The organism is Sphaerisporangium aureirubrum (assembly GCF_042658925.1).
GTDB classification, from domain to species: Bacteria; Actinomycetota; Actinomycetes; order Streptosporangiales; family Streptosporangiaceae; genus Sphaerisporangium; species Sphaerisporangium aureirubrum.
Map to the genome: position 1 here is coordinate 1 of NZ_JBHSRF010000066.1, position 24,999 is coordinate 24,999.

At 73.7% G+C, this 24,999-nt stretch carries 27 protein-coding genes; 16 read left to right on the top strand and 11 right to left on the bottom strand.

The annotated features are described in order from the left end of the window. On the bottom strand, positions 1-800 hold an 800-nt coding region (locus tag ACFP1K_RS30915), incomplete at its 3' end, for an AfsR/SARP family transcriptional regulator (RefSeq protein WP_380759927.1). 186 nt (positions 801-986) lie between these two features. On the opposite strand from ACFP1K_RS30915, the gene ACFP1K_RS30920 reads away from it, so the two are divergent. The 3 genes from ACFP1K_RS30920 to ACFP1K_RS30930 all read left to right on the top strand — a co-directional run bounded on the left by ACFP1K_RS30920 (position 987) and on the right by ACFP1K_RS30930 (position 4,274). Continuing rightward, a complete protein-coding gene (locus ACFP1K_RS30920) occupies positions 987-2,384 on the top strand; it encodes an FAD-binding oxidoreductase (RefSeq protein WP_380759929.1) in 1,398 nt (465 codons plus the stop codon). 253 nt (positions 2,385-2,637) lie between these two features. Beyond that, positions 2,638-3,072, top strand: a complete 435-nt coding sequence (locus ACFP1K_RS30925; RefSeq protein WP_380759931.1) for a CBS domain-containing protein — start codon at positions 2,638-2,640, stop codon at positions 3,070-3,072. Between the two features lie 266 nt (positions 3,073-3,338). Beyond that, on the top strand, positions 3,339-4,274 hold the full coding sequence (locus tag ACFP1K_RS30930; protein WP_380759934.1) for a diacylglycerol/lipid kinase family protein: 936 nt from the start codon (positions 3,339-3,341) through the stop codon (positions 4,272-4,274). 37 nt (positions 4,275-4,311) lie between these two features. Here the strand turns inward: ACFP1K_RS30930 and ACFP1K_RS30935 are convergent, their stop codons facing one another. The 3 genes from ACFP1K_RS30935 to ACFP1K_RS30945 all read right to left on the bottom strand — a co-directional run bounded on the left by ACFP1K_RS30935 (position 4,312) and on the right by ACFP1K_RS30945 (position 6,408). After that, the gene (locus ACFP1K_RS30935) at positions 4,312-4,704 is read right to left on the bottom strand and encodes a DoxX family protein (protein ID WP_380759936.1); all 393 of its coding nucleotides are present in this window, start codon (positions 4,702-4,704) and stop codon (positions 4,312-4,314) included. Between the two features lie 143 nt (positions 4,705-4,847). Next, the gene (locus ACFP1K_RS30940; protein WP_380759938.1) at positions 4,848-5,642 is read right to left on the bottom strand and encodes a maleylpyruvate isomerase family mycothiol-dependent enzyme; all 795 of its coding nucleotides are present in this window, start codon (positions 5,640-5,642) and stop codon (positions 4,848-4,850) included. Between the two features lie 103 nt (positions 5,643-5,745). Then, positions 5,746-6,408: a TetR/AcrR family transcriptional regulator gene (locus ACFP1K_RS30945; RefSeq protein ID WP_380759940.1), complete on the bottom strand. Its 663-nt coding sequence runs from the start codon at positions 6,406-6,408 to the stop codon at positions 5,746-5,748. Positions 6,409-6,481: 73 nt separating this feature from the next. Between ACFP1K_RS30945 and ACFP1K_RS30950 the strand changes: the two genes are divergently transcribed. Further along, positions 6,482-7,552, top strand: coding sequence for a carotenoid oxygenase family protein (locus ACFP1K_RS30950; RefSeq protein ID WP_380759942.1), 1,071 nt, complete (start codon positions 6,482-6,484; stop codon positions 7,550-7,552). A gap of 9 nt (positions 7,553-7,561) precedes the next feature. Here the strand turns inward: ACFP1K_RS30950 and ACFP1K_RS30955 are convergent, their stop codons facing one another. Then, positions 7,562-8,350: a FadR/GntR family transcriptional regulator gene (locus ACFP1K_RS30955; protein WP_380759944.1), complete on the bottom strand. Its 789-nt coding sequence runs from the start codon at positions 8,348-8,350 to the stop codon at positions 7,562-7,564. A gap of 220 nt (positions 8,351-8,570) precedes the next feature. On the opposite strand from ACFP1K_RS30955, the gene ACFP1K_RS30960 reads away from it, so the two are divergent. From ACFP1K_RS30960 to ACFP1K_RS31000, 9 genes are all read left to right on the top strand, one after another. Beyond that, positions 8,571-9,074 (top strand): gluconokinase, encoded by a 504-nt coding sequence (locus ACFP1K_RS30960; protein WP_380760038.1) that lies wholly within the window; start codon positions 8,571-8,573, stop codon positions 9,072-9,074. Positions 9,075-9,113: 39 nt separating this feature from the next. Continuing rightward, complete coding sequence (locus ACFP1K_RS30965; protein WP_380759946.1) at positions 9,114-9,674, top strand: ferritin-like domain-containing protein; 561 nt, start codon at positions 9,114-9,116, stop codon at positions 9,672-9,674. 172 nt (positions 9,675-9,846) lie between these two features. Next, positions 9,847-10,260, top strand: coding sequence for an organic hydroperoxide resistance protein (locus tag ACFP1K_RS30970; protein ID WP_380759948.1), 414 nt, complete (start codon positions 9,847-9,849; stop codon positions 10,258-10,260). Between the two features lie 117 nt (positions 10,261-10,377). Then, positions 10,378-10,638, top strand: coding sequence for a hypothetical protein (locus tag ACFP1K_RS30975; RefSeq protein WP_380759950.1), 261 nt, complete (start codon positions 10,378-10,380; stop codon positions 10,636-10,638). Positions 10,639-10,862: 224 nt separating this feature from the next. Continuing rightward, positions 10,863-11,792, top strand: coding sequence for an ABC transporter ATP-binding protein (locus ACFP1K_RS30980; protein WP_380759952.1), 930 nt, complete (start codon positions 10,863-10,865; stop codon positions 11,790-11,792). Between the two features lie 46 nt (positions 11,793-11,838). After that, positions 11,839-12,672 (top strand): ABC transporter permease, encoded by an 834-nt coding sequence (locus ACFP1K_RS30985; protein WP_380759954.1) that lies wholly within the window; start codon positions 11,839-11,841, stop codon positions 12,670-12,672. A gap of 5 nt (positions 12,673-12,677) precedes the next feature. Continuing rightward, positions 12,678-13,478: an ABC transporter permease gene (locus ACFP1K_RS30990; RefSeq protein WP_380759957.1), complete on the top strand. Its 801-nt coding sequence runs from the start codon at positions 12,678-12,680 to the stop codon at positions 13,476-13,478. Positions 13,479-13,579: 101 nt separating this feature from the next. Further along, positions 13,580-13,903, top strand: a complete 324-nt coding sequence (locus ACFP1K_RS30995; RefSeq protein WP_380760040.1) for a DMT family transporter — start codon at positions 13,580-13,582, stop codon at positions 13,901-13,903. Beyond that, complete coding sequence (locus ACFP1K_RS31000; RefSeq protein ID WP_380759960.1) at positions 13,903-14,229, top strand: DUF952 domain-containing protein; 327 nt, start codon at positions 13,903-13,905, stop codon at positions 14,227-14,229. Before ACFP1K_RS30995 ends, ACFP1K_RS31000 begins: the two co-directional genes overlap by 1 nt. 4 nt (positions 14,230-14,233) lie before the next feature. On the opposite strand, the gene ACFP1K_RS31005 is transcribed toward ACFP1K_RS31000, so the two are convergent. After that, positions 14,234-15,523: an ArsB/NhaD family transporter gene (locus ACFP1K_RS31005; RefSeq protein WP_380759962.1), complete on the bottom strand. Its 1,290-nt coding sequence runs from the start codon at positions 15,521-15,523 to the stop codon at positions 14,234-14,236. Continuing rightward, positions 15,520-15,963: a CBS domain-containing protein gene (locus tag ACFP1K_RS31010; protein WP_380759965.1), complete on the bottom strand. Its 444-nt coding sequence runs from the start codon at positions 15,961-15,963 to the stop codon at positions 15,520-15,522. Before ACFP1K_RS31010 ends, ACFP1K_RS31005 begins: the two co-directional genes overlap by 4 nt. Before the next feature lie 167 nt (positions 15,964-16,130). Between ACFP1K_RS31010 and ACFP1K_RS31015 the strand changes: the two genes are divergently transcribed. Then, positions 16,131-17,117, top strand: coding sequence for a radical SAM protein (locus ACFP1K_RS31015; protein WP_380759967.1), 987 nt, complete (start codon positions 16,131-16,133; stop codon positions 17,115-17,117). Positions 17,118-17,182: 65 nt separating this feature from the next. On the opposite strand, the gene ACFP1K_RS31020 is transcribed toward ACFP1K_RS31015, so the two are convergent. The 3 genes from ACFP1K_RS31020 to ACFP1K_RS31030 all read right to left on the bottom strand — a co-directional run bounded on the left by ACFP1K_RS31020 (position 17,183) and on the right by ACFP1K_RS31030 (position 21,548). Then, positions 17,183-18,415 (bottom strand): L,D-transpeptidase, encoded by a 1,233-nt coding sequence (locus ACFP1K_RS31020; RefSeq protein ID WP_380759969.1) that lies wholly within the window; start codon positions 18,413-18,415, stop codon positions 17,183-17,185. A gap of 264 nt (positions 18,416-18,679) precedes the next feature. Next, positions 18,680-20,893 (bottom strand): SF1B family DNA helicase RecD2, encoded by a 2,214-nt coding sequence (recD2, locus tag ACFP1K_RS31025; RefSeq protein ID WP_380759971.1) that lies wholly within the window; start codon positions 20,891-20,893, stop codon positions 18,680-18,682. Positions 20,894-21,011: 118 nt separating this feature from the next. After that, positions 21,012-21,548: a hypothetical protein gene (locus ACFP1K_RS31030; protein WP_380759973.1), complete on the bottom strand. Its 537-nt coding sequence runs from the start codon at positions 21,546-21,548 to the stop codon at positions 21,012-21,014. Positions 21,549-21,865: 317 nt separating this feature from the next. Here ACFP1K_RS31030 and ACFP1K_RS31035 point away from each other — a divergent pair, with 317 nt between their 5' ends. Continuing rightward, positions 21,866-23,218 carry a serine hydrolase domain-containing protein gene (locus ACFP1K_RS31035; RefSeq protein WP_380759975.1) on the top strand — a complete coding sequence of 451 codons (1,353 nt, stop codon included), beginning with the start codon at positions 21,866-21,868 and terminating at the stop codon, positions 23,216-23,218. A 7-nt stretch (positions 23,219-23,225) separates the two neighbouring features. Here ACFP1K_RS31035 and ACFP1K_RS31040 read toward each other — a convergent pair whose 3' ends face one another. Further along, positions 23,226-23,771 carry a dihydrofolate reductase family protein gene (locus ACFP1K_RS31040; protein ID WP_380759977.1) on the bottom strand — a complete coding sequence of 182 codons (546 nt, stop codon included), beginning with the start codon at positions 23,769-23,771 and terminating at the stop codon, positions 23,226-23,228. A 236-nt stretch (positions 23,772-24,007) separates the two neighbouring features. Between ACFP1K_RS31040 and ppk2 the strand changes: the two genes are divergently transcribed. After that, positions 24,008-24,949, top strand: coding sequence for a polyphosphate kinase 2 (gene ppk2 / locus ACFP1K_RS31045; RefSeq protein ID WP_380759979.1), 942 nt, complete (start codon positions 24,008-24,010; stop codon positions 24,947-24,949). The last annotated feature ends 50 nt before the right edge of the window (positions 24,950-24,999 follow it).

Sequence of the window (24,999 nt, forward strand, 5' to 3'; positions counted from 1 at the left end):
GGGGTGGGGAGGGCGGGCGGGGGCGTGGGGGGCGGGGTGGTGGCGGGGGCGTCGAGGGCGGGGTCCTGGGTGAGGATGGCCTGGTGGAGGCCGGTGAGGGCGGGGCCGGGGTCGAGGCCGAGTTCGGCGGCCAGGTGGTCGCGGTGGCGGTGGTAGCTGTCGAGGGCTTCGCTGGGGCGTCCGGCGCGGTAGAGGGCGCGCATGTGGGCGGCGCGCAGGCGTTCGCGCAGGGGGTGCTCGCGGAGCAGTTCGGTGAGTTCGTCGGCGAGCTGGGTGTGTTCGCCGAGGTGCAGGCGGGTCTCGGCGTGTTCTTCGCGGGCGGTGAGGTGTTGTTCTTCCAGGCGGGCGATGGTGGGGTGCAGGAATGGTTCGTCGCGGAAGTCGGCGAACGCGGGGCCGCGCCACAGGGCCAGGGCGTCGGCGAGCAGGGTGGCCTTGGTGCGGGGGGTGGTGGTGTGGCGGGCTTTGGTGAGCAGGTCGGTGAAGGTGAGGTGGTCGGCGTTGGTGGTGTCGACGCACAGCTGGTAGCCGGCGGGGTGGGCGGCGAGCAGGGCGCGGGCGCCGGGCTGGGCGTCCTCCAGGGCGCGGCGCAGCTGGGAGATCTTGGCCGACAGGGCGCCGGTGGCGTTGCCGGGGGGGTCGCCGGCCCATAGGTCGTCGATGAGGCGGTCGGCGGGGACGGGGCGGCCGTCGTGGGCGAGCAGGTCGGCCAGCAGGGCGCGGACTTTGAGGCCGGGGATGGGGACCGGGCGGTCGTCGGCCGTCCAGGCTGTCAGCGGCCCCAGCACGCCAAAACGCATGGGTGTCACGATAACGCCGCGCGGGGCGGGGTTTCACGGCGTCGCGTGGGTGTGGGGTGGTGGTTACGGGGTGGTGGGCGGGGGGCCGTAAGGCGGTGGTCAGGTGGCCGTAAAGGGGGTGGCGCATGGTGGTTGCGGCGGGCCGGTGCGGGCCGCTGTCGGATTCGGACGGATGGGGGTGCGCACATGACCCGGCGTGTGGAGGACGGTTCGTCGCCTGCCGGTGGCCTCGGTTCCGGTGGTGCGGTGCGGGCGGCGGGGCGGCGGTTGCGTGGCCGGGTGGCCGGTGCGGTGCATCTGCCCGGTGACGAGGGGTACGACGCGGCGCGGGCGCCGTTGTTCGACACGATCGATCCGTGGCCGGCGGTGGTGGTGGAGGCGCGGTCGGAGGGGGATGTGCGGGCTGCGGTGGGGGTGGCGGCCGGGCACGGGGTGCCGCTGGCGGTGCAGGCCACCGGGCACGGTACGCATGTGCCGTGTGACGGCGGGGTGCTGCTGCGGACGGCGGCGATGGACGCGGTGCAGGTGGATCCGGTGGCGCGGGTGGCGCGGGTGGGGCCGGGTGCGTGCTGGGGCCGGGTGATCGAGGCGGCGGCGGTGTACGGGCTGGCGCCGCTGGCGGGGTCGTCCCCCGATGTCGGGGTGACGGGGTACACGCTGGGCGGTGGGGTGGGGTGGCTGGCGCGGCGGTACGGGTTCGCGGCCGACAGTGTGGTGCGGGCGCGGGTGGTGACGGCGGACGGGCGGCTTGCGGAGGTGGACGGCGGGCGGCACGGTGATCTGTTCTGGGCGTTGCGGGGCGGTGGGGGGAATTTCGGGGTGGTGACGTCGCTGTCGTTCCGGTTGTATCCGGTGCGGCGGGTGTACGCCGGGGCGGTGTACTTCCCGGCGGCGCGGGCCGCGGAGTTGCTGGCCCGGTACCGCGAGTGGGTGGGGTCGGCGCCGGACGGGCTGAGTACGGCGGTGCTGGTGCGGCGGTTGCCGGACGCGCCGGAGATCCCGGCGGTGGTGCGGGGCCGGCGGGCGGTGGTGCTGAAGGTGTTGTCGACGGGGGCGCCGGGGCGGGCCGAGCGGGCGTTGCGGCCGTTGCGGGCGGTGGCCGGGGCGGCGTTGCACGACGGCCTGGAGCGGGTGCCGTTCGCCGAGGCGGCGATGGGCGGGACCCGGTCGGCGCACGTGGAGTTCGCCCATGATCTTCCGGACGCGCTGGTGGAGGTGCTGGCCGGGGCGGTGGACGACGGTGATTCGCCGGTGTCGGCGGTGGAGGTGCGGCACTGGGGTGGCGCGATGGCGCGTCCCGGGGCGGGCGCGGGGCCGGTGGGTCACCGGGCGGCGCCGTTGTCGGTGACGCTGGACGAGCGGGTTCCCGAGCTGGTGGCGGCGGTGCGGCCGCATGTGACCGGGGGGTCGTTCCTGAACTTTCTGTCCGACCCGGCGCGTACGGCGTCGGCGTACGCGGCGGACGACTGGCTGCGGCTGGCGCGGGTGAAGCGGGAGTGGGATCCGGGGAACGTGTTCCGCGGCAATCTCAACATCCCCCCGGCCGTGGAACCGGCGGGTGAGCCGGCGGTGGCGGCGGGATGACCGCCTGAGGATGTACCGCCTGACCCCGCGCCGTCCGGCCGGGGCCGGGAGGGGGGATCGGACTGGGCAGGGTCGCCGGGGAGCGGGCCGCGGCGGCCCTGTCCGCGGTTGCCGGGCCGGGGTGGTGCTCCCCCGGCCCGGCAACCAGCACCACAACAACCGGGAGATAGTCCGCATAATCCCCGGTTGACGGAATTTCCCGGGCATAACTCCCTCGTAGGTAGAAGTCCGACGGACTACACCGGGGGTACCGATGACCGCATACGGATCCGGCAAGACGGCGCACGACGTCATGCACGAGGGCGCGCAGTGCGTCGGTGAGCACGACAACCTGCGCGTGGCCGCGCGGATGATGCGCGACCTGTCGGTCGGCGCGCTGCCGATCTGCGGCGAGGACGACCGGCTCAAGGGCATCATCACCGACCGGGACATCGTGGTCAGGTGCTGCGCCGAGGGCTGCGACATGGACCGGACCACGGCCGGGGAGCTGGCCGGGGGGCTGGTGTGGGTGAACGCGGAGGCCAGCGTCGAGGAGGCGCTGGAGGTGATGACCAGCCACCAGATCAAGCGGCTGCCCGTCATCGACCACCACCGCCTGGTCGGCATGATCAGCGAGGCGGACCTGGCCAAGGAGCTCTCCGACACCGAACTGGCCGAGTTCGTCCACCGGGTGTACGCCGGCAGCTGACCACCCGCGGCCCCGCGTCCGGCCGCCGTGGCGGGACGCGGGCCTGGCCGTGCACCGCGCCCTGCCGTTCGGCGGGGCGCGCCGGGGCAGGGGCCGGTGTGCGTGCCGCGGCCCGGCGTCCGGCCGGGTACGGGGCCGGGCTGGTGTGCGTGCCGCGGCCCGGCGTCCGGCGGTGCGCCCGTGCCGGGTGTCCCTGCCGCGGCCGGGGTGCGGGGCGGGCGTTTCGCCGGGGGGTGGGGGGTAGACCGTCAGCGGCGGGGCATCCGGTGCCCGTGGCGGGCTGGGCGGAGGGCGAGGCGATGCGGCGGCTGCTCGTACTGAGGAATCCCTCGGCCGGAGGGGCCGGTGACGAGGCGCACGACGTGGTCATGGCGGTGCTGAAGGAGCACGCCGACGTGGTGGAGGTCACGGCTGGTGATCCGCGGGATCTGGCCGGGCTGCTGGGTGAGCATCCGGGGCGCGATCCGGTGGCGGTGGGGGGCGACGGGACGCTGCACGGGGTGGTGGCGGCGTTGTCGGCGCGTGGCGAGCTGAAGACCCGCACGGTGGGGCTGGTGCCGCTGGGCACCGGCAACGACATGGCGCGGGCGCTGGGCATCCCGCTGGAGCCCTCGCAGGCGGCGCGGGTGGTGACCGGCGGGGTGGAGCGGCGGATGGACCTGCTGTACGACGACCAGGGCGGGATCGTGGTCAACGCGGTGCATCTGGGTGTGGGTGTGGCGGCCGGTCAGGCGGCGACCGCGCTCAAGCCGGTGCTGCGGCGGTTCGCGTACGCGGCCGGGGGGCTGGCCGCCGGGGTGCGCGCGCGGGGGTGGCGGGTGCGGGTGGAGGTGGACGGGCGGGTCCTGGCCGACGGGCGGCGCCGGGTGCTGATGGTGGGTGTCGGCAACGGCACCAGCATCGGCGGCGGCACCCCCCTGACGCCCGGCGCGCGGCCCGACGACGGGCTGGCCGACGTGATGGTGTCGTTCTCCACCGGCCCGGTGCGCCGCCTGGTCTACGGGGTGCTGCTGCGCCTCGGCCGGCACGGGCGCCAGGACACGGTGGTGTTCGCGCGGGGCTCGCGGATCCAGATCAGCGGGCCCGCGTCGGAGGTGAACGCCGACGGTGAGATCACCGGCCCGGTGTCGGGGCGGACGTGGACGGTGACCCCGGCCGCGTGGCGCATCACCGTCCCCTCCCCCGTCCCGCCGCCGGGCTGACGCCGGATCCCGCCCGGCCGGGGTGGCGCGGCCCGGTTCAGAGGCGGCCGATGGCGACGAACAGGCACAACGCGAGGATCACCGTGTTGACGGCGAGGTTGCGCGCCTCGCGGGAGCCGCGCCCGGCGCGGCGGTCGGCGCGCAGCAGCGCGCTGTGGCTGATCAGGGCGCCGATCATCACGACGCTCAGGCCGATCGCGGCGGCCGGGGTGAGCAGGGGCGCGATCCCGGTCGCCCACGGCGCGATCAGGCCGGCCGCGCCGCACAGCTCGGCCGCCGCGACCAGCCGGATCACCGGTTGCGGGAACGGTGCCACGCCGGTCTGGCCGGACGCGATCACGCGGTCCTTGGGCCAGATGGACTTGACCACGCCCGACCCCAGGAAGACGCCGGCCAGCAGGATCTGTGCTGCCCATAAGGCGATGTCCATGATCATTATCCCCTTTTCTCCGGGAAACGGATGTTCCACGGAGATGACCGCGCCGCCCGCCTGGATGTGACACCCGGCCGGCCTGGGGACGCGGCGGGCGCCGGGCCGCGGGGGTGTGGTCCCCGCGGCCCGGGGCGGGGCGGTCAGAAGCCGGGGAAGACGCGGCGCAGGTCGTCCAGGGTGAGGGTGGCGGAGGTGAGGCGGACGGCGGGCGGGGTGTGCCCGGGGGCGTGGCGGCCCGACACCAGGCGCAGCCACCACTCGGCGGGGGCCTCCAGCGTGGCGTCGGGGGTGTCGGGGGCGGCGGTGAGGGTGACGGTGCCGCCGACGTGCAGGCCGAGGGAGCGCGCGGGGGCGGTGGTGCGCACCGCGACGCTGGCGGTGCGTCCGCCGAGGCCGTCGGCCTTGCCGACGAACCCGACCAGGCCGCCGGCGGTGTCCAGCAGCAGTTCCACCGCCTCGGGGGCCAGGGCCGCGCCGGGGTCGGTGGCGGCCTTGACGTCCCAGGTGTGGTGGGTGAACTCGCTGAGCCGCATCGCGGCGTACCCGGCGACGTCCAGCGGCTCCGACGGCCACCACAGCTCGATCCGCAGGTCCTGCCGGGCCCGGGGGTCCAGGTCCTCGAAGCGCCGCACCAGGGCCTCGTTGGCGGTGGCGAACTCGGCGGCCCGCTCGGCGCGCGACATGCCGTCCCAGCGTGCCCACACGCCCCTGATGAAGTCGCCCGAGGGGGCGCCGGTCCCGGCCAGTGCGCCCTGCAGGCCCGCCAGGCTGATCTCGGCGCCGCTGCCCAGGTGGCTGAGGACCTGCGACACGTCCCACTGCGACGCCCCCGAGGTCCGCGCCAGGTCCTGCTCGCCCAGCCCGCGCACCAGCGCCGCCAGGTCGTCCAGCCCCGAACGCAACGCCTTGATCGTCTGATCCGCCCGATCCGTCATGGTGCTCTCTCTCCTCCGGTGACGCCAGTCGTCCGAACATCACCGAACATCCCCGCCCCCGGGAATCATCCCGGTTCCCCGATGTTTCGCGGCGGCGCGCCCGTCAGGCGGGGGTGCGGACCTCGGTGTCCAGGCGGGGCAGGGACGCGGCGACCGAGCGGGTGGCGGCCTGCAGGGTGTCGCCGGCGCCCACCATCAGGGCGGCCAGCTGGGACTCGAAGACGCGGTCGGCGTCGCAGGGGGCGATGAGGTACTCGCCGAGTTCCAGGGTGACCAGGCCGTGCACGGCGGTCCACAGCTGGTGGGCGATCAGCTCGGCGTCGCCGACGGCGAAACGGCCGGCCCGCAGGCAGCGGGTGGCGCAGTCGACGACGGTGCCGAGGGTGTAGCGGCCGTACTGGCGGTCCTCGGCGCCCAGGGAGAACCCGGCCAGGGACGCGCCGCCGAACATCACGGCGTACAGGTGGGGGTTGGTCAGGGCGTTGTGGCGGTAGGCGCGGCCCAGCAGCACCATGTCGCACACCGGGTCGCCGGTCTCGGCGACCCGGGAGAAGTACTCCTGCAGGCGGGCGAACCCCTCGTAGACCATCTCGCGGACCAGGCCGCTCATGCCGCCGAAGTTGGTGTACACGGCCATGGTGGAGCTGCCCGCCTCGGAGGCCAGGCGCCGCGCCGACAGGGCCTGGGGGCCCTCGTCGGCGAGCAGGCGGGCGGCGATGTCGACCAGGGCGGGGCCGGTACGCGGATCGGATCGTCGTGGGCTCACCTTGACAGTATGGCATAACACCGTTATTTTTGACATAACGCCGTTATGTAACCCGCACCAGGAGGTGCCCAGTATGGCCGTCACCGAGCACGCCCACCCCCGGGCGCCCCGGCTCCCCCGCCCCGCCGCCACCGGTGGCGCCGCCGCGCCGGGCCGGGAGCCGCCCGTCCACCGGGACGGTCCCCGGGGAGCCGACGGCGCCGGGCCGTTCCCCGTCGAGGGCGCCATCCCCGCCGCGCTGGACGGCGCCCTGGTGCGGATCGGCCCCTCCGGGCGGCCCGGCCGCCCCCTGGTCTGCGGGATCCGCCTGTCCGGCGGCACCGCCCGCCGCCTGGCCCTCCCCGGCCTGCCCCCCGCGCTCGCGGCGGAACTGGCCGCGGCCGGGACCCCGGGCGGCGAGCGGGCCGTCCCGGGGGCGCCGCAGGCCCGGGTGGTGGCGCGGACCGGGCGGTTCTGGGTGGTGTACGACCCGCCGGTCGCCTACAGCCGCGCCGCCGACCTGATGGGCGACCCGCTCCCCTACCGCCCGCACGGCCGCCCCGCCCGCGTCGGGCTGCTCCCCCGCCACGGGCACGGCGGGCCGCGCTGGTTCGCCGCCGAGCCGTGCGCCCGGGTGGTGAACGCCTTCGACGACGGCGCACGCGTCGTCGTCGACGTCACCGGAACCGACATTCAGGGTGAGTCGGATGCCCGCGGTGTGGAGCCGGTCTTGCGGGGGCCGCGCCGCTGGACGCTGGACCCGGCCGGCGGGACGGTGCGGACGGCCCCGCTGGCGGGAGCGCCGGAGGGGGCGGCGGTGGACCCGCGGCGGGCCGGGCGCAGGCACCAGGTGCTGTTCGGGCCGGACCAGGACGGGCGGGCGCTGGTGGCGTGCGACCTGGCCGCCGGGACGCGCCGGGTGCTGGCGCTGGCGCCGGGGCTGCGCGCGGAGGAGCCGGTGTTCGTGCCGCGCGGCGCCGCCGAGGGCGACGGCCGCCTGCTGGTGCCGGTGCGCGACCACGCGCGGCGCCGCGCCGCGCTGCTGGTCCTGGACGCCCTCGACCCCTCGGGGACCCCCGAGGCGGTGGTCACCCTGCCGTTCACTCCCCCGCCGGCCGACCGCACGCTGTGGATCCCCGCGTCTCGCGGTCCCCGGCTCGGCTGAGCGCGGGGGTCAGTGGGCGTCGGCCTGGTGGTTGTTGTGGTGCGCCGGCCCGGGGGGCGGCGCCGGGGGCTCGGCGGGGGGCGGGGTGAGCATGGCGGTGGTGGCCTCGTCCACGATGTCGCGCATGGCGCGCTCGGCGGCCTCGGCGTCGCCGGACTGCACCGCCTCGGCGACGTCGGCGTGCCGGCGGATCGCGGCGCCCTCGGGGACGGCGGGCATCAGGCCGTGCTGGGTGCGGCCGCGCAGCACCTCGGTGACCACGTCGGTGAGGGCGCGCAGCATCTCGTTGCCGGAGGCCTCCAGCAGCGTGCGGTGGAACAGGACGTCGGCCTGCAGGTAGTCGCGCGACTCCCCGGCGCGCCCGTGCACGGCCATGCGCATGACGGCCCCGGTGAGCACGCCGCACTGCGCGGGGGTGGCGTTGCGGGCGGCCAGGGCGGCGGCCACCGGTTCCACGCCGCGGCGCAGATCCCCCAGCGACCCCAGCAGCTCGGCGCGGTCGGCCCCGGCCAGGCGCCAGCGGATGACGTGCGGGTCGAACAGGTTCCAGGCGGTGCGCGGCGCCACGGTCACCCCGACGCGCCGGCGGCTGGTCACCAGGCCCATCGACTCCAGCACCCGGATCGCCTCGCGGACCACCGACCGCGACACCCCGAAGCGGCGTTCCAGCTGCTCGCCGCGCAGCACCGCGCCGGTGGACAGCGCCCCTGAGGTGATCAGGGTGCCCAGGCCGTCGAGCACGTCCCCGTGCAGGCCCGAGCCGGCGGCCGGCGGAATGGTCTGGTCATTGCCCCCCACGGTCGCCGATCCTTCCACAAAACAGATGCAAAGCCAGCCACACGCCCTATAAATATGATTTATGAGTGCTTGTACTTGATTATGACTGATCAGTCGTGCCACTCTGTCGCCACACCGCCGACCGCTCACCATCGTGAGGCAGCCGATGACCATCGCCGACCCTCCGCCCGCTGCCCGCTCCCCGGGCTCCGAAACCTCTCCTGTCCCGCTGCTGGTGGTGATGGGCGTGTCGGGGTCGGGCAAGACGACGGTGGGCCGCGCCCTGGCCGCGCGCCTCGGCCTGCCGTTCGCCGACGCCGACGACTTCCACAGCCCGGCCAATGTCGCCAAGATGGCGGCCGGGATCCCGCTGCAGGACGCCGACCGGCTGCCGTGGCTGCGCGCGGTGGGCGAATGGCTGGCGGGGCGTGCCGGCACCGGGGCGGTGTCCGCCTGCTCGGCGCTGCGGCGCGGCTACCGGGACGTGCTGCGCGAGGCCGCGCCGGCGGTGTTCTTCGTGCATCTGCACGGCGACCCCGAGGTGGTGCGGCGGCGGGTGGCGGGCCGTCAGGGGCACTTCATGCCCGCGTCGCTGGTGGACTCGCAGTACGCGGCGCTGGAGCCGCTGGAGCCGGACGAGAACGGGGTGGTGCTGGACTTCTCCCGCGACACCGGGCACCTGGTGGAGGACTTCCTGGCGGCCACCGGGATCGTCCCGCCCACCGAAACCGACAAAAAGGATTAATGGCGCATCCTGCCGGGTGGGGCGGGGTACAGGCACCACATGGCGGAGTTTCTCACGGACATCCAGACGCTGCGCGACCGGGCACGGGCGCAGATCGACAAAGGGCCGGTCACCGAGGCCTACGGCGCCGACCTGCCCCGCGTCGTCCAGGTCTGCAACGAGGCCCTGGCCACCGAGATCGTCTGCGTGCTGCGCTACAAACGCCACTACTACACCGCGACCGGCATCCACGCCGAGCCGGTGGCGAAGGAGTTCCTGGAGCACGCCGCCGACGAGCAGCGGCACGCCGACATGCTGGCCGACCGCATCGCCCAGCTCGGCGGCCAGCCCGACTTCGACCCCGCACGCCTGAGCACCCGCGCCCACACCCAGTACGACTCCAGCCTCGACCTCCTCGACATGATCAGGGAGGACCTGGTGGCCGAACGGGTCGCCATCGCCTCCTACACCGAGATCGCCCAGTGGCTGGGCGACGGCGACCCCACCACCCGCCGCGTCTTCGAGCAGCTGCTCGCCGACGAGGAGGACCACGCCGACGACCTGGCCACCATGCTGGAACGCCTCCCCCGCCCCCGCGCCGACGGCGGCCCCGTCATCTGACCGCACCGGCCCACCGCCGCGCGACGACGCCCCGGCGGCCCGGGTGACGAGCCCGACAGGGGCGCCCGCACAGGGCCCGGGGACCCGGCCGCCGCGGCGTGTTCGGGTGGCGCTAGATTGGCTCGTACCGAACATAATTCGGTTCGCGTCCGGCGCCAGAGAGGGATCCTCCATGTCTACGCTGTACACCGCCATCGTCACCGCCTCGGGCCGTGAGGGGCGTGCGGTCTCCTCCGACGGCCTGCTGGACCTCACGCTGGCCCCGCCGTCCGAGCTCGGCGGCACCGGCGAGGGCACCAACCCCGAGCAGCTGTTCGCCGCCGGATACGCCGCCTGCTTCGCCAGCGCCCTGTCCCTGGTGGCCCGCCGCCGCAAGCTCGACGTCTCCCACGCCTCGGTCACCGCCGAGGTGGGCCTGGTCGCCGCGGCGGAGGGCCGCATGGGCCTGGAGGTCACCCTGCGTGTCGAGCTCCCCGACGAACTGCACGGCGAGCAGGGCGAGGCCCTGGTGGAGGCCGCCCACCAGGTGTGTCCCTACTCCAACGCCACCCGCGGCAACATCCCGGTGCGGCTGGTCGTCGAGTAACCCCGCCCCGCCGGGCCCGGACGCGATCACGCGGCCGGTGGCCCCGCCGCCCCGCAGGGGCGATGATGGTGCGGTCGGCGTCCGTCGTCCACCGGGAGCGATCTTTTGATCCCCACCATGATCCTCTACGGCCTCCTGTTCGGCCGCTGGCCCCGCCCGGCCCTCCTGGCGGGCACCGTCGTCTGGACCCTGCTCGTGCTGGGCACCAGCTCCGGCGCGGCGGCGTCCCCTACCCTGCTGCTCGGCGCCGCCGCCCTGGGCGCCGCCAACGCCCTGGCCGGCGTGGCCGTCCACCAGGGCGTGCTGTGGGCCGTCCGGCGCCTGACCGGCAGGGTGGCGGCGAAGGTCGTCTCGTCCGGTCCCCGCGACGGCGTGTGAGCGCCGGCCCGCCCTCCGGTGAGAGCGGCACCGTGTGACCCCTCCGGCGCGGCGGGAACCTGACGCGCCGCCCCCGGGGCGGGCGGCCGGGGATGCCGGAGCGCGCGCCGTCACGGCCGCGCCGCAGCGCGGCGCCGGAGGGGCCGCGGGTGCGGCGTCCCGGGAGGGCCGGGGGCGGAAAACCTGTTGCCGGAATGTCGGGGGGCCGGGCTAGGGTCTGGCGCATGTCTGGGGACTCCCTCATCTACGCGCGTGGGCTGGTCAAACGGTTCGGTGGGTTCACCGCGGTGGACGGCATCGACTTGGACGTGGCGCCCGGTGAGGCGTTCGGGTTCCTCGGGCCCAACGGGGCGGGGAAGTCGTCGACGATGCGCATGATCGGGTGCGTGTCGGCGCCGACGTCGGGGGAGCTGCGCATCCTCGGCATGGACCCGGTCAGGGACGGCACCCGCATCCGGGGGCGGCTGGGGGTGTGCCCGCAGCTGGACAACCTCGACCCCGACCTGAACGTGCGGGAGAACCTCACCACCTACGCCCGGTACTTCGGGATCGCGCGGGCCGAGGCGCGGCGCCGCGCCGACGAGATGCTGGAGTTCGTGCAGCTGGCCGACCGGGCGGGCAGCCCCGTGGAGCCGCTGTCGGGGGGCATGAAGCGGCGCCTCACCATCGCGCGGGCGCTGATCAACGACCCCGACCTGGTGCTGCTGGACGAGCCCACCACGGGGCTGGACCCCCAGGCGCGGCACCTGCTGTGGGAGCGGCTGTTCCAGCTGAAACGGCGCGGCACCACGCTGGTGCTGACCACCCACTACATGGACGAGGCCGAGCAGCTGTGCGACCGGCTGGTCGTCATGGACGGCGGCCGCATCGTCGCCGAGGGCTCGCCCCGCACGCTCATCGAGACCTACTCCACCGCCGAGGTGGTGGAGCTGCGGTTCGGCGACCAGCGGCCCGCCGACGTCGCCGGCAAGCTGGTAGGCGTCGGCGAGCGGGCCGACCCGCTGCCCGACCGCGTGCTGGTGTACGCCGCCGACGGCGACGCCGCGGTCGCCGAGATCCACCGGCGCGGCCTGTCCCCCACCAGCGTGCTGGTGCGCCGCTCCTCCCTGGAGGACGTCTTCCTGCACATCACCGGCCGCACCCTGGTCGACTGATGGCCGCCGCGACGACCGGGCCGCACGCGCCCGCCGGAGGTGAGCGATGACCACCACCGCGACCGGGCCCGCCGCCGGGGCCGCGCCGGGCGGCCCTCCGCGGCCCTTCGGAGGCGGCGCCGGGCTCGGGCCGACGACGGCGGTGCTGGAGCGGTACCTGACGCTGCACCGCAGGCTGTGGCGGGCGTCGGCGTTCTCCTCGTTCCTGATGCCCTTCATGATCCTTGTGGGCTTCGGCGTCGGTGTCGGGGGCCGCGTCGGGCAGGTCGAGGGCGTCGACTACCTGGCGTGGATCGTGCCCGGGGTGCTGGCCTCCACCGCGTTCCAGATCGCGGTCGGCGAGTGCACCTGGCCGGTGTTCGGCGACTTCAAATGGGTGCGGGGCTTCCACGCCATGCGCGCCACGCCGGTGCGGATCGGCGACATCGTGTGCGGCTGGCTGCTGTTCGTCGTGCTGCGCGTGCTGCTGTCGGTGCTCATCGTGCTGGCCGTCACCGCGCTGTTCGGCGCGCTGCGCTCGCCGTGGGCACTGGCCACGCCGCTGGTGTGCGCGCTGGCGGGGCTGGCCGCTGCGGCGCCCACCACCGGTTTCGCCGCCACCGTGCCGCACGACAGCTACTTCGTGCTGCTGTTCCGGTTCGTGCTGGTCCCCGCCATGCTGTTCGGCGGGGTGTTCTTCCCGGTGGACCAGCTGCCCGGCGTGGTCCGGCCGCTGGCGTACGTGTCGCCGCTGTGGCACGGGGTGGAGTTGCAGCGCGCGGCCACGCTGGGCGTCGCGCCGCACTGGCCGGTGGCCGCGCACGTGGCCTACCTGCTGGCGGTGTCCGCCGCCGGCGTCGTCTGGGCGCTGCGCGCCTTCCGATCCCGCCTCCAGGACTGATCGCCATGGTGACCACGATGATCGCCGCCCGGGTGTCCCCGGCCCGGGTGGGCGCGGTGATCAACCGCAACGTCGGCGTGATGCGCTCGGGACCGGCCTACTGGCTGGTCATCTTGTCGGGGTTCTGCGAGCCGCTGCTGTACCTGCTGTCCATCGGCGTGGGCGTGGGCGCGCTGGTCGGGAACCTGGACGTGGGCGGGCGCACCCTGTCCTACGCCGCGTTCGTCGCCCCCGCGATGCTGGCGGTGGCCGCCATGTCGGGCGCGCTGGCCGAGACCACGATCAACTTCTTCTTCAAGATGAAGTACCAGAAGACGTTCGAGGCGGTGCTGGCCACGCCGGTGCGGCCGCTGGAGGTGGCGCTCGGCGAGCTCGGCTGGGCGATGATCCGCGGGTCGGTGTACACCGCGGCGTTCCTGGTGGTGATGGTGGCGTTCGGGCTGACGTCCCCGCTGTGGGCGCTGGCGGCGTTCCCGGCGACCATGCTGGTGGGGCTGGCGTTCGGGGCGCTCGGCATGGCGGTCAGCACCCTGCTGCGCGGCTGGCAGGACTTCGACCTGATGAACACCGGCCAGTTCGCCCTGTTCCTGTTCTCGGGCACCTTCGCCCCGGTCGGCGACTACCCGGCCGCCGCGCAGGTGGTGGTCTGGCTGACGCCGCTGTACCACTCGGTGGAGCTGGTGCGCGGCCTGTGCGTCGGGGCGCCCGGCTGGCCGCTGCTCGGCCACGCCGCCTACCTGCTGGCCCTCACCGCGGCCGGGCTGATGTTCGCCGCGGCCCGCCTGCGGAGCAAACTGCTGCCCTGACGACCGGGGGGACCTGAGGGGAACCGGGGGGACGGGGGGCGCTAGAGTCGGGCGGCGTGCCGGCGCGCCGCGCCGGCCGGGAACCTCTGGAGGCCGGGTCGATGGCGTGGTTGCTGCTCGCGGGCGCGATCGCGTGCGAGGTGCTGGCCACCACGGCGCTGAAGCTGAGCGACGGGTTCGCCCACAAGGGGTGGGCGGTGGTGGTGGCGCTGGGGTACGTCGCCTCGTTCGCGCTGCTGGCGCGGGTGCTGAAGACGCAGATGGAGGTCGGCATCGCGTACGCGGTGTGGGCCGGGGTGGGCACCGCGGCGATCGCCGTGATCGGTGCGCTGTTCCTCGGCGAGGGCCTGAGCCTGCCCAAGGTGGCGGGGATCGCCCTGATCATCGGCGGCGTGGTGCTGCTCAACCTGACGGGAGCCCACTGATGATCCTTCACCTGGCGCTGGCCGCCGACTGGGCCGCCGCGCGGCAGGCCGGCGAGTACCGCGTGTCCACCCTGGGCCGCACCCTGGAGCAGGAGGGCTACATCCACGCCTGCTCCGGCAGGGAGCAGCTGGACGGGGTCGCCGGGCGCTACTACGGCGGCGTCACCGAGCCCCTGGTGGTGCTGGCCATCGACGAGTCCCTGCTCGGCTGCCCGGTGGTGCTGGAGACCCCGCCGGGCGCGGCCGAGCGGTTCCCCCACATCTACGGCCCGGTCCCGGCCGGCGCGGTGGTGTCGGCGACGCCCTACCCCCCGGCCGGGGACTGACCGCTCACAGGTAGCGCAGCCACAGGTACGGCGCCACCAGGGTGACGGTGACCGCGGCGACGATCAGGCCGTAGCGGGTGAACTCCCAGAAGCTGATCGGGGTGCGGTTGCGGGCGGCGATGCCGAGGACCACCACGTTGGCGGCGGCGCCGACGGCGGTGGCGTTGCCGCCGAGGTCGGCGCCGAACGCCAGCGCCCACCACAGCACCCGTCCGCCGTCCGGGCCGCCGGAGGTGTGCACCAGCTGCTCGACGATGGGGCTCATCGTGGCGACGTAGGGGATGTTGTCCACGATCGCCGACGCCGCCGCCGAGACGCCGAGCAGGCCCATCGCGGTCAGCTCCGGGCGCCCCGCGGAGGCGCCGGCGGCGGCCTCGGCCAGCCGGCCGATGACGCCGGTCTCCACCAGGGCGCCGACCATGACGAACAGCCCGGCGAAGAACACCAGGGTGGGCCACTCCACCTCGGCCAGGGCCTGCCGGGTGGTCACCCTGGTCAGCGCCACCAGCGTGCCGGCGCCGAGCAGCGCCACCACCGACGGCTCGTAGTGCAGCACCGGGTGCAGCACGAACGCGGCCAGCACCAGGCCGAGCACGGCCAGGCTCTGCCACAGCAGCCGCGGGTCGGCGATCGCCTCCCGCTCGTCCAGCGCCATGACGGCGCCCGCCCGCGCCGGGTCGTAGCGCAGCCGCCGGGCGAACATCAGGCGGCACAGCACGACGAACACCACCATCAGCACGGCCACCATGGGCGCCATGTGCGCCAGGAAGTCGTTGAACGTCAGGCCGCCGCGGCTGGCGATGATGATGTTGGGCGGGTCGCCGACCAGGGTGGCGGCGCCGCCGATGTTGGACGCCATCGCCTCGGCGATCAGGAACGGCGCCACCGGCAGCGCCAGCCGCTCGCACACCAGGAACGTCACCGGCGCGATCAGCAGCACGGTGGTGACGTTGTCCAGCAGCGCCGAGGCCAGCGCGGTGATCACCACCAGCAGCGTCATCAGCGGGAACGGGCGCCCGCGGGCGCGTTTGGCCGCCCAGATGGCCAGGTACTCGAACACCCCGGTCTGCTTGAGCACCCCCACGATGATCATCATGCCGAGCAGCAGGAACACGACGTTCCAGTCGATCCCCGAGTGCCGGGAGAAGAACGCCGCCCCGGCGTCGGTGGCGTGGATCAGCAGCATGACGCCCGCGCCGCCGAGGGCGGCGGCGACCCGGTGCACGCGTTCGGTGGCGATCAGCGCGTAGGCGGCCAGGAACACCGCCACGCTCGCCCAGGCGAGCAGCGTCATGCGGCGAGCATGCGCGCCAGCAGCGCCCGCAGGGTGACCGCCCCGGCCAGCCGCCCGCCGTCCATCACCGCGACGATGGGGCTGCGGGTCCGGGCCATCAGTGCCGCCAGCTCCAGCACCGTGGCGTCCGGGTCGGTCACCGGCAGCTCGCTCGGGTGCGGCGGCAGCGCGTCGCGCACCACCAGGCCGTGCAGGCGCCCCAGCAGCTCGTCGGCGTGCGCCTCGTCCACCACCCGCGCCAGCGCCGGGTCGTCCTGGCAGTAGGCCGGCACCGCCAGGCGCAGCACCTGCGGCCCGGGGAGCACCGCCACCGGCACCCCGGCGGCGTCCACCACGATCACGCCGGGCAGGTCGTGCCGCGCGAGCAGGCGCGCGGCCTCGGTGATGGGGTCGTCGAGCCCGACGACGGGCAGGTCAGCGAGCAGGTCTCGGGCGCGCACACGCACATCCTTCACAACCGACGGGACGAAACGTGCCGACCAGGCTTCCCGGCTCACCTGCCCCAACCGTACCAGCTGTGCCCCCGCCGCCCCGGGAGTCCGGTCGGGGGGCGGGCGGCGGCGAGCCGGGTTGCCAACGGTATCGAAAACGTGTTCCACTGTGGGGCATGCGTTTCGACGCCCTTCCCCTCGTCGCGGACGCCCCCGCGGAACGCCCGCGGATCGAGCGGCGGGCGGTGCGCCGCACTGAGGGCGAGACCACGTTCTACGAGGTCGCCTCGCGCACCGTCATCGACAAGGTGCCCCCCGCCATCGGCCTCGGGGTCGACTGGTCGGTCAGCCCCTACCGCGGGTGCGCCCACGCGTGCCTGTACTGCGCGGGGCGGCGCGGGCACCGCTACCTCGGGCTGGACGGCGAGCGGGACTTCGGGTCGGCCATCGTGGTGAAGACCGACGCCGCGCGGCGGCTGCGGGCCGAGCTGGCCAAGCCGCGGTGGCGCGGCGAGACGGTCGCCATCGGGCTCACCGGCGACTGCTACCAGGACGCCGAGCGCACCTACCGCCTCATGCCGGGCATCGTGGCGGCGCTGCGCGACAGCGGCAACCCGTTCCAGGTGATGACCAAGAGCGCGCTGGTGCTGCGGGACGCCGACCTGATCGCCCAGGCCGCCGAGGTGGCCGAGGCGCGGGTGATGGTGTCGATCGGCTTCGTGGACGACCGCCTGCGCCGCGCCGTGGAGCCCGGCGCGCCGAGCGCGCAGAAACGCCTGGAGTTATGCGCCGAGCTCAACGAGCGCGGCGCCGCGTGCGGCGTGCTGATGGCGCCCATCCTGCCGTGCCTCACCGACTCGGAGGACCAGCTGCGCGCCGTGGTGCGCCGGGTCGCCGAGACCGGCGCGGTGAGCATCACCCCGCTGGTGCTGCAACTGCCCTCCGGCTCGCGCGAGTGGTACCTGCGCTGGCTCGCCGAGCAGCACCCCGCCCTGCTGCCCCGCTACACCGAGCTGTACGGCGGCGGCGCCGTGGCCGCCCAGGCCTACCGCGACCGCGTCACCGCCCGCGTCACCGAGTTCGCCCGCCTGTACGGCATCGGCGCCAAGAACCGCCCCTGGACCCCCAGCCGCGCCGCCACCCGCCAGATGGCCCTGCTGTAACCGGTAGCCAGGCCGATCCGCGGGCCCGTACGGGCCTTTACGGCCCTTCCCGGGGTCCGGGCGGGTCAGCCGGTGACGGTCTGGGTGGACTTGGGGAGGGCGCTGCCCTTGCGCCACTGCTTGAACGACATCTGCCAGAAGCCCCAGCCGTTGTTCCACTCCAGCTGGCGGTTGGTGCCGGTGACCTTGACGATGTCGCCGCGGTGGAAGTTGTCGTAGAACCACTTGGCCTGGTCGGGGCGGGCGTTGACGCAGCCGTGGCTGACGTTGGCGCGGCCCTGGGAGCCGACCGACCAGGGGGCGCTGTGCACGTACTCGCCGCTGCTGGAGATCCGCACGGCGTGGTTGACGATCTCCTTGTAGTAGCCGGGGTCGCCCTCCTTCTTGCCGGGCGAGATCATGGTGACCGGGTTCCCGCGCTCCATGGTCAGGTGGACGCCGTTGGTGGTGGTGTACTCACGCGTGGTGGCCTTGCCGGCGCTGATCGCCATGCGCTTGACCACCTTGCCGTCCTTGCGGACCACCATGGTGTGCGCGCGGGTGCTGACGGTGCTGATCCACGCCGCGCCGATCTTCATGGTGGCCGTGTAGTTGCGCACGCCGTACATGTCGGACGCGCCCCGCACACCCTGCAGGTTGGCGGTGAGCTTGACCTTCTGGTGCGCCGCCCAGTACTTGGCGGGCCGGTAGATGACCAGCCGGTCGCTCATCCAGCGCCACGCGCCGGTGGCCGGCTTGTCGGAGGTGACGGTGAGCGCGGCCTCCACCGACTTCTTGTCCTTCACCTCCTGGTCGAACGTCACCATGATCGGCATGCCGATGCCGACCGTCTCGCCCTTGAGGTTGGGGGTGACGTCGGCGATCCGCAGCTGCCTGGCGGGGGTGAGGGTGGTGAACCCGCCGGTGACGGTGGCCGGGCCGCCCTCGCCGGCGGCCCTGGCGGTGATGCTGTACTCGCTGGCGGGCTTGAGCGGCCCGCTGGACTTCCAGCGGGTGCGGTCGGCGTTGAACTCGCCCTCGACGGGCTTGCCGCCGCTGGTGAGGTTGACGTCCTCCAGGGCGCCGCCGGCGGCGGTGACCACGACCGGCTTGTCGGGGCGGACCTTGGCCGCGCCCTTCACCGGGCTGATCTTGATGGTGGGCGCGGGGACGGGGGGCGCGGTGGAGGCGTCCGGCCCGGAGGAGGCACCGGGCAGGGCGGGACCGCCACCGGAGCACGACGACACGGTCAGCAGGCCCGCGACCACCAGGGCCAGCGCGGTGATCGGGGTCCTAAGACGCTGACGAACGTCCCGCACGGTCACTTCTCCCCCAGTCGGCAAAGTCCCATGAAAAAACCCTAATAGGCATGGGCACCGATACGTACATCTTTTGGGCGAGTTAGATCACATTTCGGCCACCACAGAGGACGAATGCGGACGTGGGAGGCCATGTGGGGCCGCCGGGGCGAGTTACGGTCTTTGTCAGCATTTGAGACGCCTATGGGGTGCACATTGCCCGGACTACCCCGAAACAATGATCACTATCGGCCCGCACCGGCGGGCCTAATCCCCGCGCGGGGGTCAGTCCTGCCGCAGCCGGTGGGTGAGGCCGGTGTGCCGCCGCCCGGCGCCCCGGGTGCGCACCGCCTGCCCGAGCGCCCGGCGCGACCCCACCAGCACCACCAGTCTCTTGGCCCGGGTCACCGCCGTGTACAGCAGGTTGCGCTGCAGCATCATCCACGCGCTGGTGGCCAGCGGGATCACCACCGCGGGGTACTCGCTGCCCTGGGAGCGGTGGATGGACACCGCGTAGGCGTGCGCCAGCTCGTCCAGCTCGTCGAAGGCGTAGTCGACGTTCTCGTCCTCGTCGGTGCGGACGGTCAGCCTGCCGTCCTCGGGCCTCAGGTCGGTGACCACCCCCACGGTGCCGTTGAACACCCCGGCCGTGCCCTTGTCGTAGTTGTTGCGCAGCTGGGTGACCTTGTCGCCGATGCGGAACACCCGCCCGCCGTACCGCCGCTCGGGCATGCCCTCCCGCGCGGGGGTCAGCGCCTCCTGCAGCGCGGTGTTCAGGTTGCCCGCCCCGGCCGCGCCCCGGTGCATCGGCGCCAGCACCTGCACGTCGCGGCGCGGGTCCAGGCCGAACCGGCGCGGGATGCGCCGCGACACCACGTCCACGGTCAGCGCCGCGATCTCCTCGGGCTCCTCGCAGGGGAACAGGAAGAAGTCCGACATGCCCTCCAGGGCCGGGTGCAGGCCCGTGTTGATGCGGTGCGCGTTGACCACCACCCCCGACTTCTGCGCCTGCCGGAAGATCTGCGTCAGCCGCACCCGGGGCAGCACCTCGGCCGCCAGCAGGTCGCGCAGCACCTCCCCGGCCCCCACCGAGGGCAGCTGGTCGACGTCCCCCACCAGCAGCACGTGCGCGCCGGGGGCGACCGCCTTGATCAGCTTGTTGGCCAGCAGCAGGTCCAGCATGGACGCCTCGTCCACCACCAGCAGGTCGGCGTCCAGCGGGTTGTCCCGGTCGAAGGTGGCGTCCCCGCCGGGCCGCAGCTGCAGCAGCCGGTGCACGGTGGTGGCCTCGTGCCCGGTCAGCTCCGACAGCCGCTTGGCCGCCCGGCCGGTGGGCGCGGCCAGCACCACCTTGGCCCTCTTGGCCCGGGCCAGCGCCACGATGGAACGCACCGTGAAGCTCTTGCCGCACCCGGGGCCGCCGGTCAGCACCGCCACCTTGGAGGTGAGCGCCAGGCGCACCGCCTCGGCCTGCCCGGCGGCCAGCTCGGTGCCGGTGCGCTCGCGCAGCCACCCGAGCGCCGCGTCCCAGTCGACCGACCGGAACACGCCCAGCCGGTCGTGGCCGCCCTCCAGCAGCCGCAGCAGCGACCCCGCCAGCGACAGCTCCGCCCGGTGGAACGGCACCAGGTACACCGCGGGCACCGTGCCGTCCCCGGCGGGCACCTCCTCGCGCACCACCCCCTCGTCGGCGGCCAGCTCGTCGAGGCAGGAGGCCACCAGCTCGGCCGGCACCTCGAGGATCTTCACCGCGTCGCCCACCAGGTTGGGCGCCGGCAGGTAGCAGTGCCCGCCGTCGGCGGCCTGCGACAGGGTGTACCGCAGCCCGGCCTTCACCCGGTCGGGGCTGTCGTGCGGGATGCCGACCGCCTGGGCGATGGTGTCGGCCGTCTTGAACCCGATGCCCCACACGTCGTCGGCCAGCCGGTACGGCTCGGTGCGCACCACCGTGATGGAGGCGTCGCCGTACTGCTTGAAGATGCGCACCGCGATCGAGGTGGACACCCCGACCCCCTGCAGGAAGATCATCACCTCTTTGATGATCTTCTGTTCCTCCCACGCGACCGCGATCATCTTGGTGCGCTTGGGCCCAAGCCCCGGCACCTCCACCAGCCGCTCGGGCGCCGACTCGATCACCTCCAGGGTGTCCAGCCCGAAATGATCGACGATGCGCTCCGCCATCCGCGGCCCGATGCCCTTCACCAGCCCCGACCCGAGATAACGCTGGATCCCCTGCACGGTGGCCGGCAGCACCGTCGTGTACGACCACACCTCGAACTGCCTGCCGTACCGGGGATGCGACCCCCACCGCCCGGTCAGCCGCAGACTCTCCCCCACCTGCGCCCCCAGCAACGGCCCCACCGCCGTCACCAGATCGTCCCCGCCCCGCTCCACCGCCACCCGCGCGATGGTGTACCCGGTCTCCTCGTTGGCGTAGGTGATGCGCTCCAGGACCGCGTCCAGCGTCGCGCCGGGGGTCCTGTCCGATCCCGTCGTCACCGAACCCCTCCCGCGCAGCGCTTTCGCCAAGCGTAGAGCAGCCGGTCCCCGCCCGCGGGCGTGGCCCAGGACGGTCATGGTCCGGCCGTCCTGGGCCGTTTCGTTCCGGATCCGCGGGTCAGGCGATCATGCTGAGGTAGCCGAGGTGCATATCGATCAGGCCGGCGCCGCATTCGTCGTTGAACGTGGTCCAGATGGTGAGCACCACGCCGGGGGGAACGTTGATGGGAGACACCTCGTATTCCTGGTGGATGACGCCGTTATTGCGCGACGGCCAGGTGGTGTGCGAGTAGATAAGGGTGCCCGAATTGATTTCGTAGAAGTTGAAAGTCGCCCGGGTGCTGGGACGTATGTCGCCGAAATGGCTTACATAACGGGTCGAGGGCTGGCTGTAGCGGAGTTCGACGGTGCCGCCGGGGCTGAGCGAGACGGCCGAGTTGCTGTGGTTGACCGATCCGGCGCTGTTGGACTGCGCGACCTTGACCCATGAAGGGGCCGGGCAGTCGAGGGCACGCAGCGGCATCGCGCCGGCGGGGGCGGCCGTGAAGAGCAGGAGAAGCAGGGTGCCGGCCAAAACGGCGACGGCCGTGCGCAGCCTGCCGGGCGCGAGGAGCGTGGAAATTAGCGGTGACCTGGTCAGGTGGTCCGATGACATGGGGAGTTCTCCTCTGTCGAGATCTGGAGGCGCCGATGACCGATGGACTTTTCCACGAGATAGAAGCGGTGTTGATCCCGTCTCCGTTGATTAGAAACGCGAGATCAATACTCGGCAACTTTCCAGAAGGGTTCACTGATCTACCCGTGCGATCTCCCGCGGCGGCACGAGGCCGCACCCCCGCCCGGCCCCGCGGAGGTGACCGCCGCGCCGGGCGGCGCCCGCCCGGCCGGGCCGCGGGTCACGGCTCACCGGGTGGTCAGGGCGGTATCCTCCCCCGGACCGTGCACACGGTTCACGCAAGCGGGAGGTCGGCCATGGCGGCGGTTCTGGAGGGTACGGCGCGGGCACTGCTGCGCCGGCTGGCGATCGAGCAGGCCGAGGCGCGCGTGCCGTCACTGCTGGCGACGGTGCTCCGGGACGGCGAGCCCGTCTGGTCGGGGGCACGCGGCCAGGTGGAGGACGCCCCGCCCGGTCCCGCCACCCAGTACCGCATCGGCTCCATCACCAAGACCCTGGTCGCCACCACGGTGATGCGGCTGCGCGACGAAGGGCTGGTCGACCTCAACGACCCCCTGGACAAGCACCTGCCGGGCACGGCGGTCGGCGAGGTCACGATCGCCCAGCTGCTGTCGCACACCGCCGGGCTGACCGCCGAGCCGCCCGGCCCCTGGTGGGAGCGCACCGCCGGGGTGGACGCCGACACGCTGACCGCCTCGCTGGACGCCACCGCCGCCCGCCACCGCCCCGGCCGCCGCTACCACTACTCCAACGTCGGCTACGCCCTGCTCGGCGAGCTGGTGGCCCGGCACCGCGGCGTCCCGTGGGACGAGGCGGTGCGGCAGGAGGTGCTGGAGCCGCTCGGCATGCGCGACACCACCCCGCGGCCCCGCGCGCCGCACGCCCGCGGGTACGCCGTGCACCCCTACGCCGACGTGCTGCTGCCCGAACCCGAGCACGACGCGGTGGCCATGGCCCCCGCCGGGCAGCTGTGGTCCACCCTGGGCGACCTCGGCCGGTGGGCGGCGTTCCTGGCCCTCGGCGACCAGGCCGTGCTGAGCCGCGCCACCCTCGCCGAGATGCGCGAGCCCGCCGCGGTGGACGACGCCGACGCCTGGACCGGCGGCTACGGCCTCGGCGTCCAGCTGCTGCGCCACCGGGGACGCCGCCTGGCCGGGCACGGCGGCTCCATGCCCGGCTTCCTGTCGCTGGTGTGGGCCGACCCGGCCGACGGCACCGGCGTGGTGATCCTCGCCAACGCCACCTCCGGGCTGCGCCCCGCCATCGGCACCGACCTGCTGGACATCCTGGACGCCCACGAGCCCGCCGTGCCCCGCGCCTGGCGGCCCGCCCAATGCGACACCGGCCTGCTGGAGCTGACCGGCCCCTGGTACTGGGGACCCGCGCCGTACGTGCTGCGGCTGCGCTCGGGACGCGACCTGACCATCACCCCCGCTGGCGTGCACGGCCGCGCCTCCCGGTTCGCCGCCCGCGAGGACGGCACCTGGGTCGGGCTGGAGGGCTACTACGCCGGGGAGACCCTGCGCGTGGTGCGGCGCCCCGACGGCACGGTCAGCCACCTGGACCTCAACACCTTCGTGTTCACCCGCGCGCCCTACGACCCGGCCGCCCCGGTGCCCGGCGGGGTCGAGGACGACGGCTGGCGATGAGCGCCGCTCAGGCCTCGGGGGCGTAGGTCAGGTGCAGCACGCCGGTGGCGAACGTCCGCGACTCCACCAGGCGCAGCGGGATCTGCGCCGACTCGTCGAACAGGCGGGCCCCGGCGCCCACCACGATCGGGTGCACCAGCAGCCGCAGCTCGTCGACCAGCCCGGCCGACAGCAGGGTCCGCACCAGCGTGGCGCTGCCGCTCATCGCGATGGCGCCGCCGCCGCCCTGCTTGAGCCGGGTGACCTCCTCCACGACGTCGCCGCCGATCAGCGTGCTGTTCTCCCAGTCGGCGCCGGTCATGGTGGTGGACACCACGTACTTGGGGGTGGCGTTGATCCGCCCCGCGATCGGGTCCTGTTCGGCGGTCTTGCCGGCGAACGCCCCGGAGAACTCCTCATAGGTGCGCCGTCCCATCAGCATGGTGTCCGCGGCGAACAGCTGCTCCTCCACCGCCTGGCCCATCTCGTCGTTGAAGTACGGGAAGTGCCACTTCTCCGGTGCCTCCATGACGCCGTCCAGCGACAGGAAGAACGACGCGACTATCCTCTTCATCGTGATCTCCTTCGGGGTGGGGGGACTCTCTGGCAGGGTCGCCGCCGCGGCCCGCCCGGCGGCACCCGCCCGCGGCGCCCTAGGGGCCGGTTAGGGGGGAAGGTGGCTCAGCGGTGGACGCCGGGTGAATTCCCCAACGGAGGCACCCCGGTGGGATTAAGCGCGCGCTGTGGTGTCAGATGGGGAGGTATGAACCCCATGACGGTGTCCGCCGCCCAGGCCGTGAAGGCGCCCCGGTGAACGGGCCGGATTCGCCGATCGTCGGCCCGCAGGCCGCCGCCCAGCGCAGCGAGCTGCTGCGCACCATGCCCGGCCTGTGGGTGGAGGACGACGATGACGACGACCCGACACTGGTGCGGTCCGACGGCACGCCCGTCGACACCTGGCGCCAGCACTACCCCTACGACACGCGCGTCTCCCGCGCCCACTACGACCGCGACAAGCGGCTGCTGCAGATCGAGCTGCTGAAACTGCAGTACTGGTTGAAGTCGACCGGCGGGCGGCTGGTGATCCTTTTCGAGGGCCGGGACGCCGCCGGCAAGGGCGGCACCATCAAGCGCTTCATGGAGCACCTCAACCCGCGCGGCGCCAGCGTCATCGCCCTGGAGAAGCCCAGCGAGCGCGAGCAGGGCCAGTGGTACTTCCAGCGGTACATCGCCCACCTGCCCGGCGCCGGGGAGATCGCGCTGTTCGACCGCTCCTGGTACAACCGCGCCGGGGTGGAACGGGTGATGGGCTTCTGCTCCCCCCAGCAGTACGCGGAGTTCATCCAGCAGACCCCGCAGTTCGAGCGCATGATCGTCCAGTCCGGGATCAGCCTGGTCAAACTATGGTTCTCGGTGTCGCGGGCCGAGCAGCGCACCCGTTTCGTCATCCGCCAGGTCGACCCGGTACGGCAGTGGAAGCTCTCCCCCATGGACATCGCCTCCCTCGACAAATGGGACGACTACACCCAGGCCAAGGAGGAGATGTTCCTCCACACCGACACCGACTCCGCCCCCTGGACGGTCATCAAGAGCAACGACAAGAAACGCGCCCGCCTGGAAGCCATGCGCCACGTCCTCAGCCTGTTCGACTACGAGGACAAGGACAAGCAGGTGGTCGGCACCCCCGACCCCAGGATCGTCATCTCCGCCGCCGACATCGTCGACGAGGACCACACCACCGACTCCCCCTGACCCCCGGCGAACGCGCCGGACGGGACCATGCCCGGAAGGCCGCCACGGTC

Excerpts from the sequence above, each read along its gene's own strand:
- ACFP1K_RS30990 (WP_380759957.1), top strand. The coding sequence starts at position 12,678 with ATGGTGACCACGATGATCGCCGCCCGGGTGTCCCCGGCCCGGGTGGGC.
- ACFP1K_RS30935 (WP_380759936.1), bottom strand. The coding sequence starts at position 4,704 with ATGGACATCGCCTTATGGGCAGCACAGATCCTGCTGGCCGGCGTCTTC.
- ACFP1K_RS30950 (WP_380759942.1), top strand. The coding sequence starts at position 6,482 with ATGGCCGTCACCGAGCACGCCCACCCCCGGGCGCCCCGGCTCCCCCGC.
- ACFP1K_RS30940 (WP_380759938.1), bottom strand. The coding sequence starts at position 5,642 with ATGACGGATCGGGCGGATCAGACGATCAAGGCGTTGCGTTCGGGGCTG.
- ACFP1K_RS31030 (WP_380759973.1), bottom strand. The coding sequence starts at position 21,548 with ATGTCATCGGACCACCTGACCAGGTCACCGCTAATTTCCACGCTCCTC.
- ACFP1K_RS30960 (WP_380760038.1), top strand. The coding sequence starts at position 8,571 with ATGGGCGTGTCGGGGTCGGGCAAGACGACGGTGGGCCGCGCCCTGGCC.
- ACFP1K_RS30965 (WP_380759946.1), top strand. The coding sequence starts at position 9,114 with ATGGCGGAGTTTCTCACGGACATCCAGACGCTGCGCGACCGGGCACGG.
- ACFP1K_RS30925 (WP_380759931.1), top strand. The coding sequence starts at position 2,638 with ATGACCGCATACGGATCCGGCAAGACGGCGCACGACGTCATGCACGAG.
- ACFP1K_RS30975 (WP_380759950.1), top strand. The coding sequence starts at position 10,378 with ATGATCCTCTACGGCCTCCTGTTCGGCCGCTGGCCCCGCCCGGCCCTC.
- ACFP1K_RS30920 (WP_380759929.1), top strand. The coding sequence starts at position 987 with ATGACCCGGCGTGTGGAGGACGGTTCGTCGCCTGCCGGTGGCCTCGGT.
- ACFP1K_RS30985 (WP_380759954.1), top strand. The coding sequence starts at position 11,839 with ATGACCACCACCGCGACCGGGCCCGCCGCCGGGGCCGCGCCGGGCGGC.
- ACFP1K_RS31015 (WP_380759967.1), top strand. The coding sequence starts at position 16,131 with ATGCGTTTCGACGCCCTTCCCCTCGTCGCGGACGCCCCCGCGGAACGC.
- ACFP1K_RS30970 (WP_380759948.1), top strand. The coding sequence starts at position 9,847 with ATGTCTACGCTGTACACCGCCATCGTCACCGCCTCGGGCCGTGAGGGG.
- ACFP1K_RS31040 (WP_380759977.1), bottom strand. The coding sequence starts at position 23,771 with ATGAAGAGGATAGTCGCGTCGTTCTTCCTGTCGCTGGACGGCGTCATG.
- ACFP1K_RS31000 (WP_380759960.1), top strand. The coding sequence starts at position 13,903 with ATGATCCTTCACCTGGCGCTGGCCGCCGACTGGGCCGCCGCGCGGCAG.
- ACFP1K_RS31035 (WP_380759975.1), top strand. The coding sequence starts at position 21,866 with ATGGCGGCGGTTCTGGAGGGTACGGCGCGGGCACTGCTGCGCCGGCTG.
- ACFP1K_RS30995 (WP_380760040.1), top strand. The coding sequence starts at position 13,580 with ATGGCGTGGTTGCTGCTCGCGGGCGCGATCGCGTGCGAGGTGCTGGCC.
- ACFP1K_RS31005 (WP_380759962.1), bottom strand. The coding sequence starts at position 15,523 with ATGACGCTGCTCGCCTGGGCGAGCGTGGCGGTGTTCCTGGCCGCCTAC.
- ACFP1K_RS30980 (WP_380759952.1), top strand. The coding sequence starts at position 10,863 with ATGTCTGGGGACTCCCTCATCTACGCGCGTGGGCTGGTCAAACGGTTC.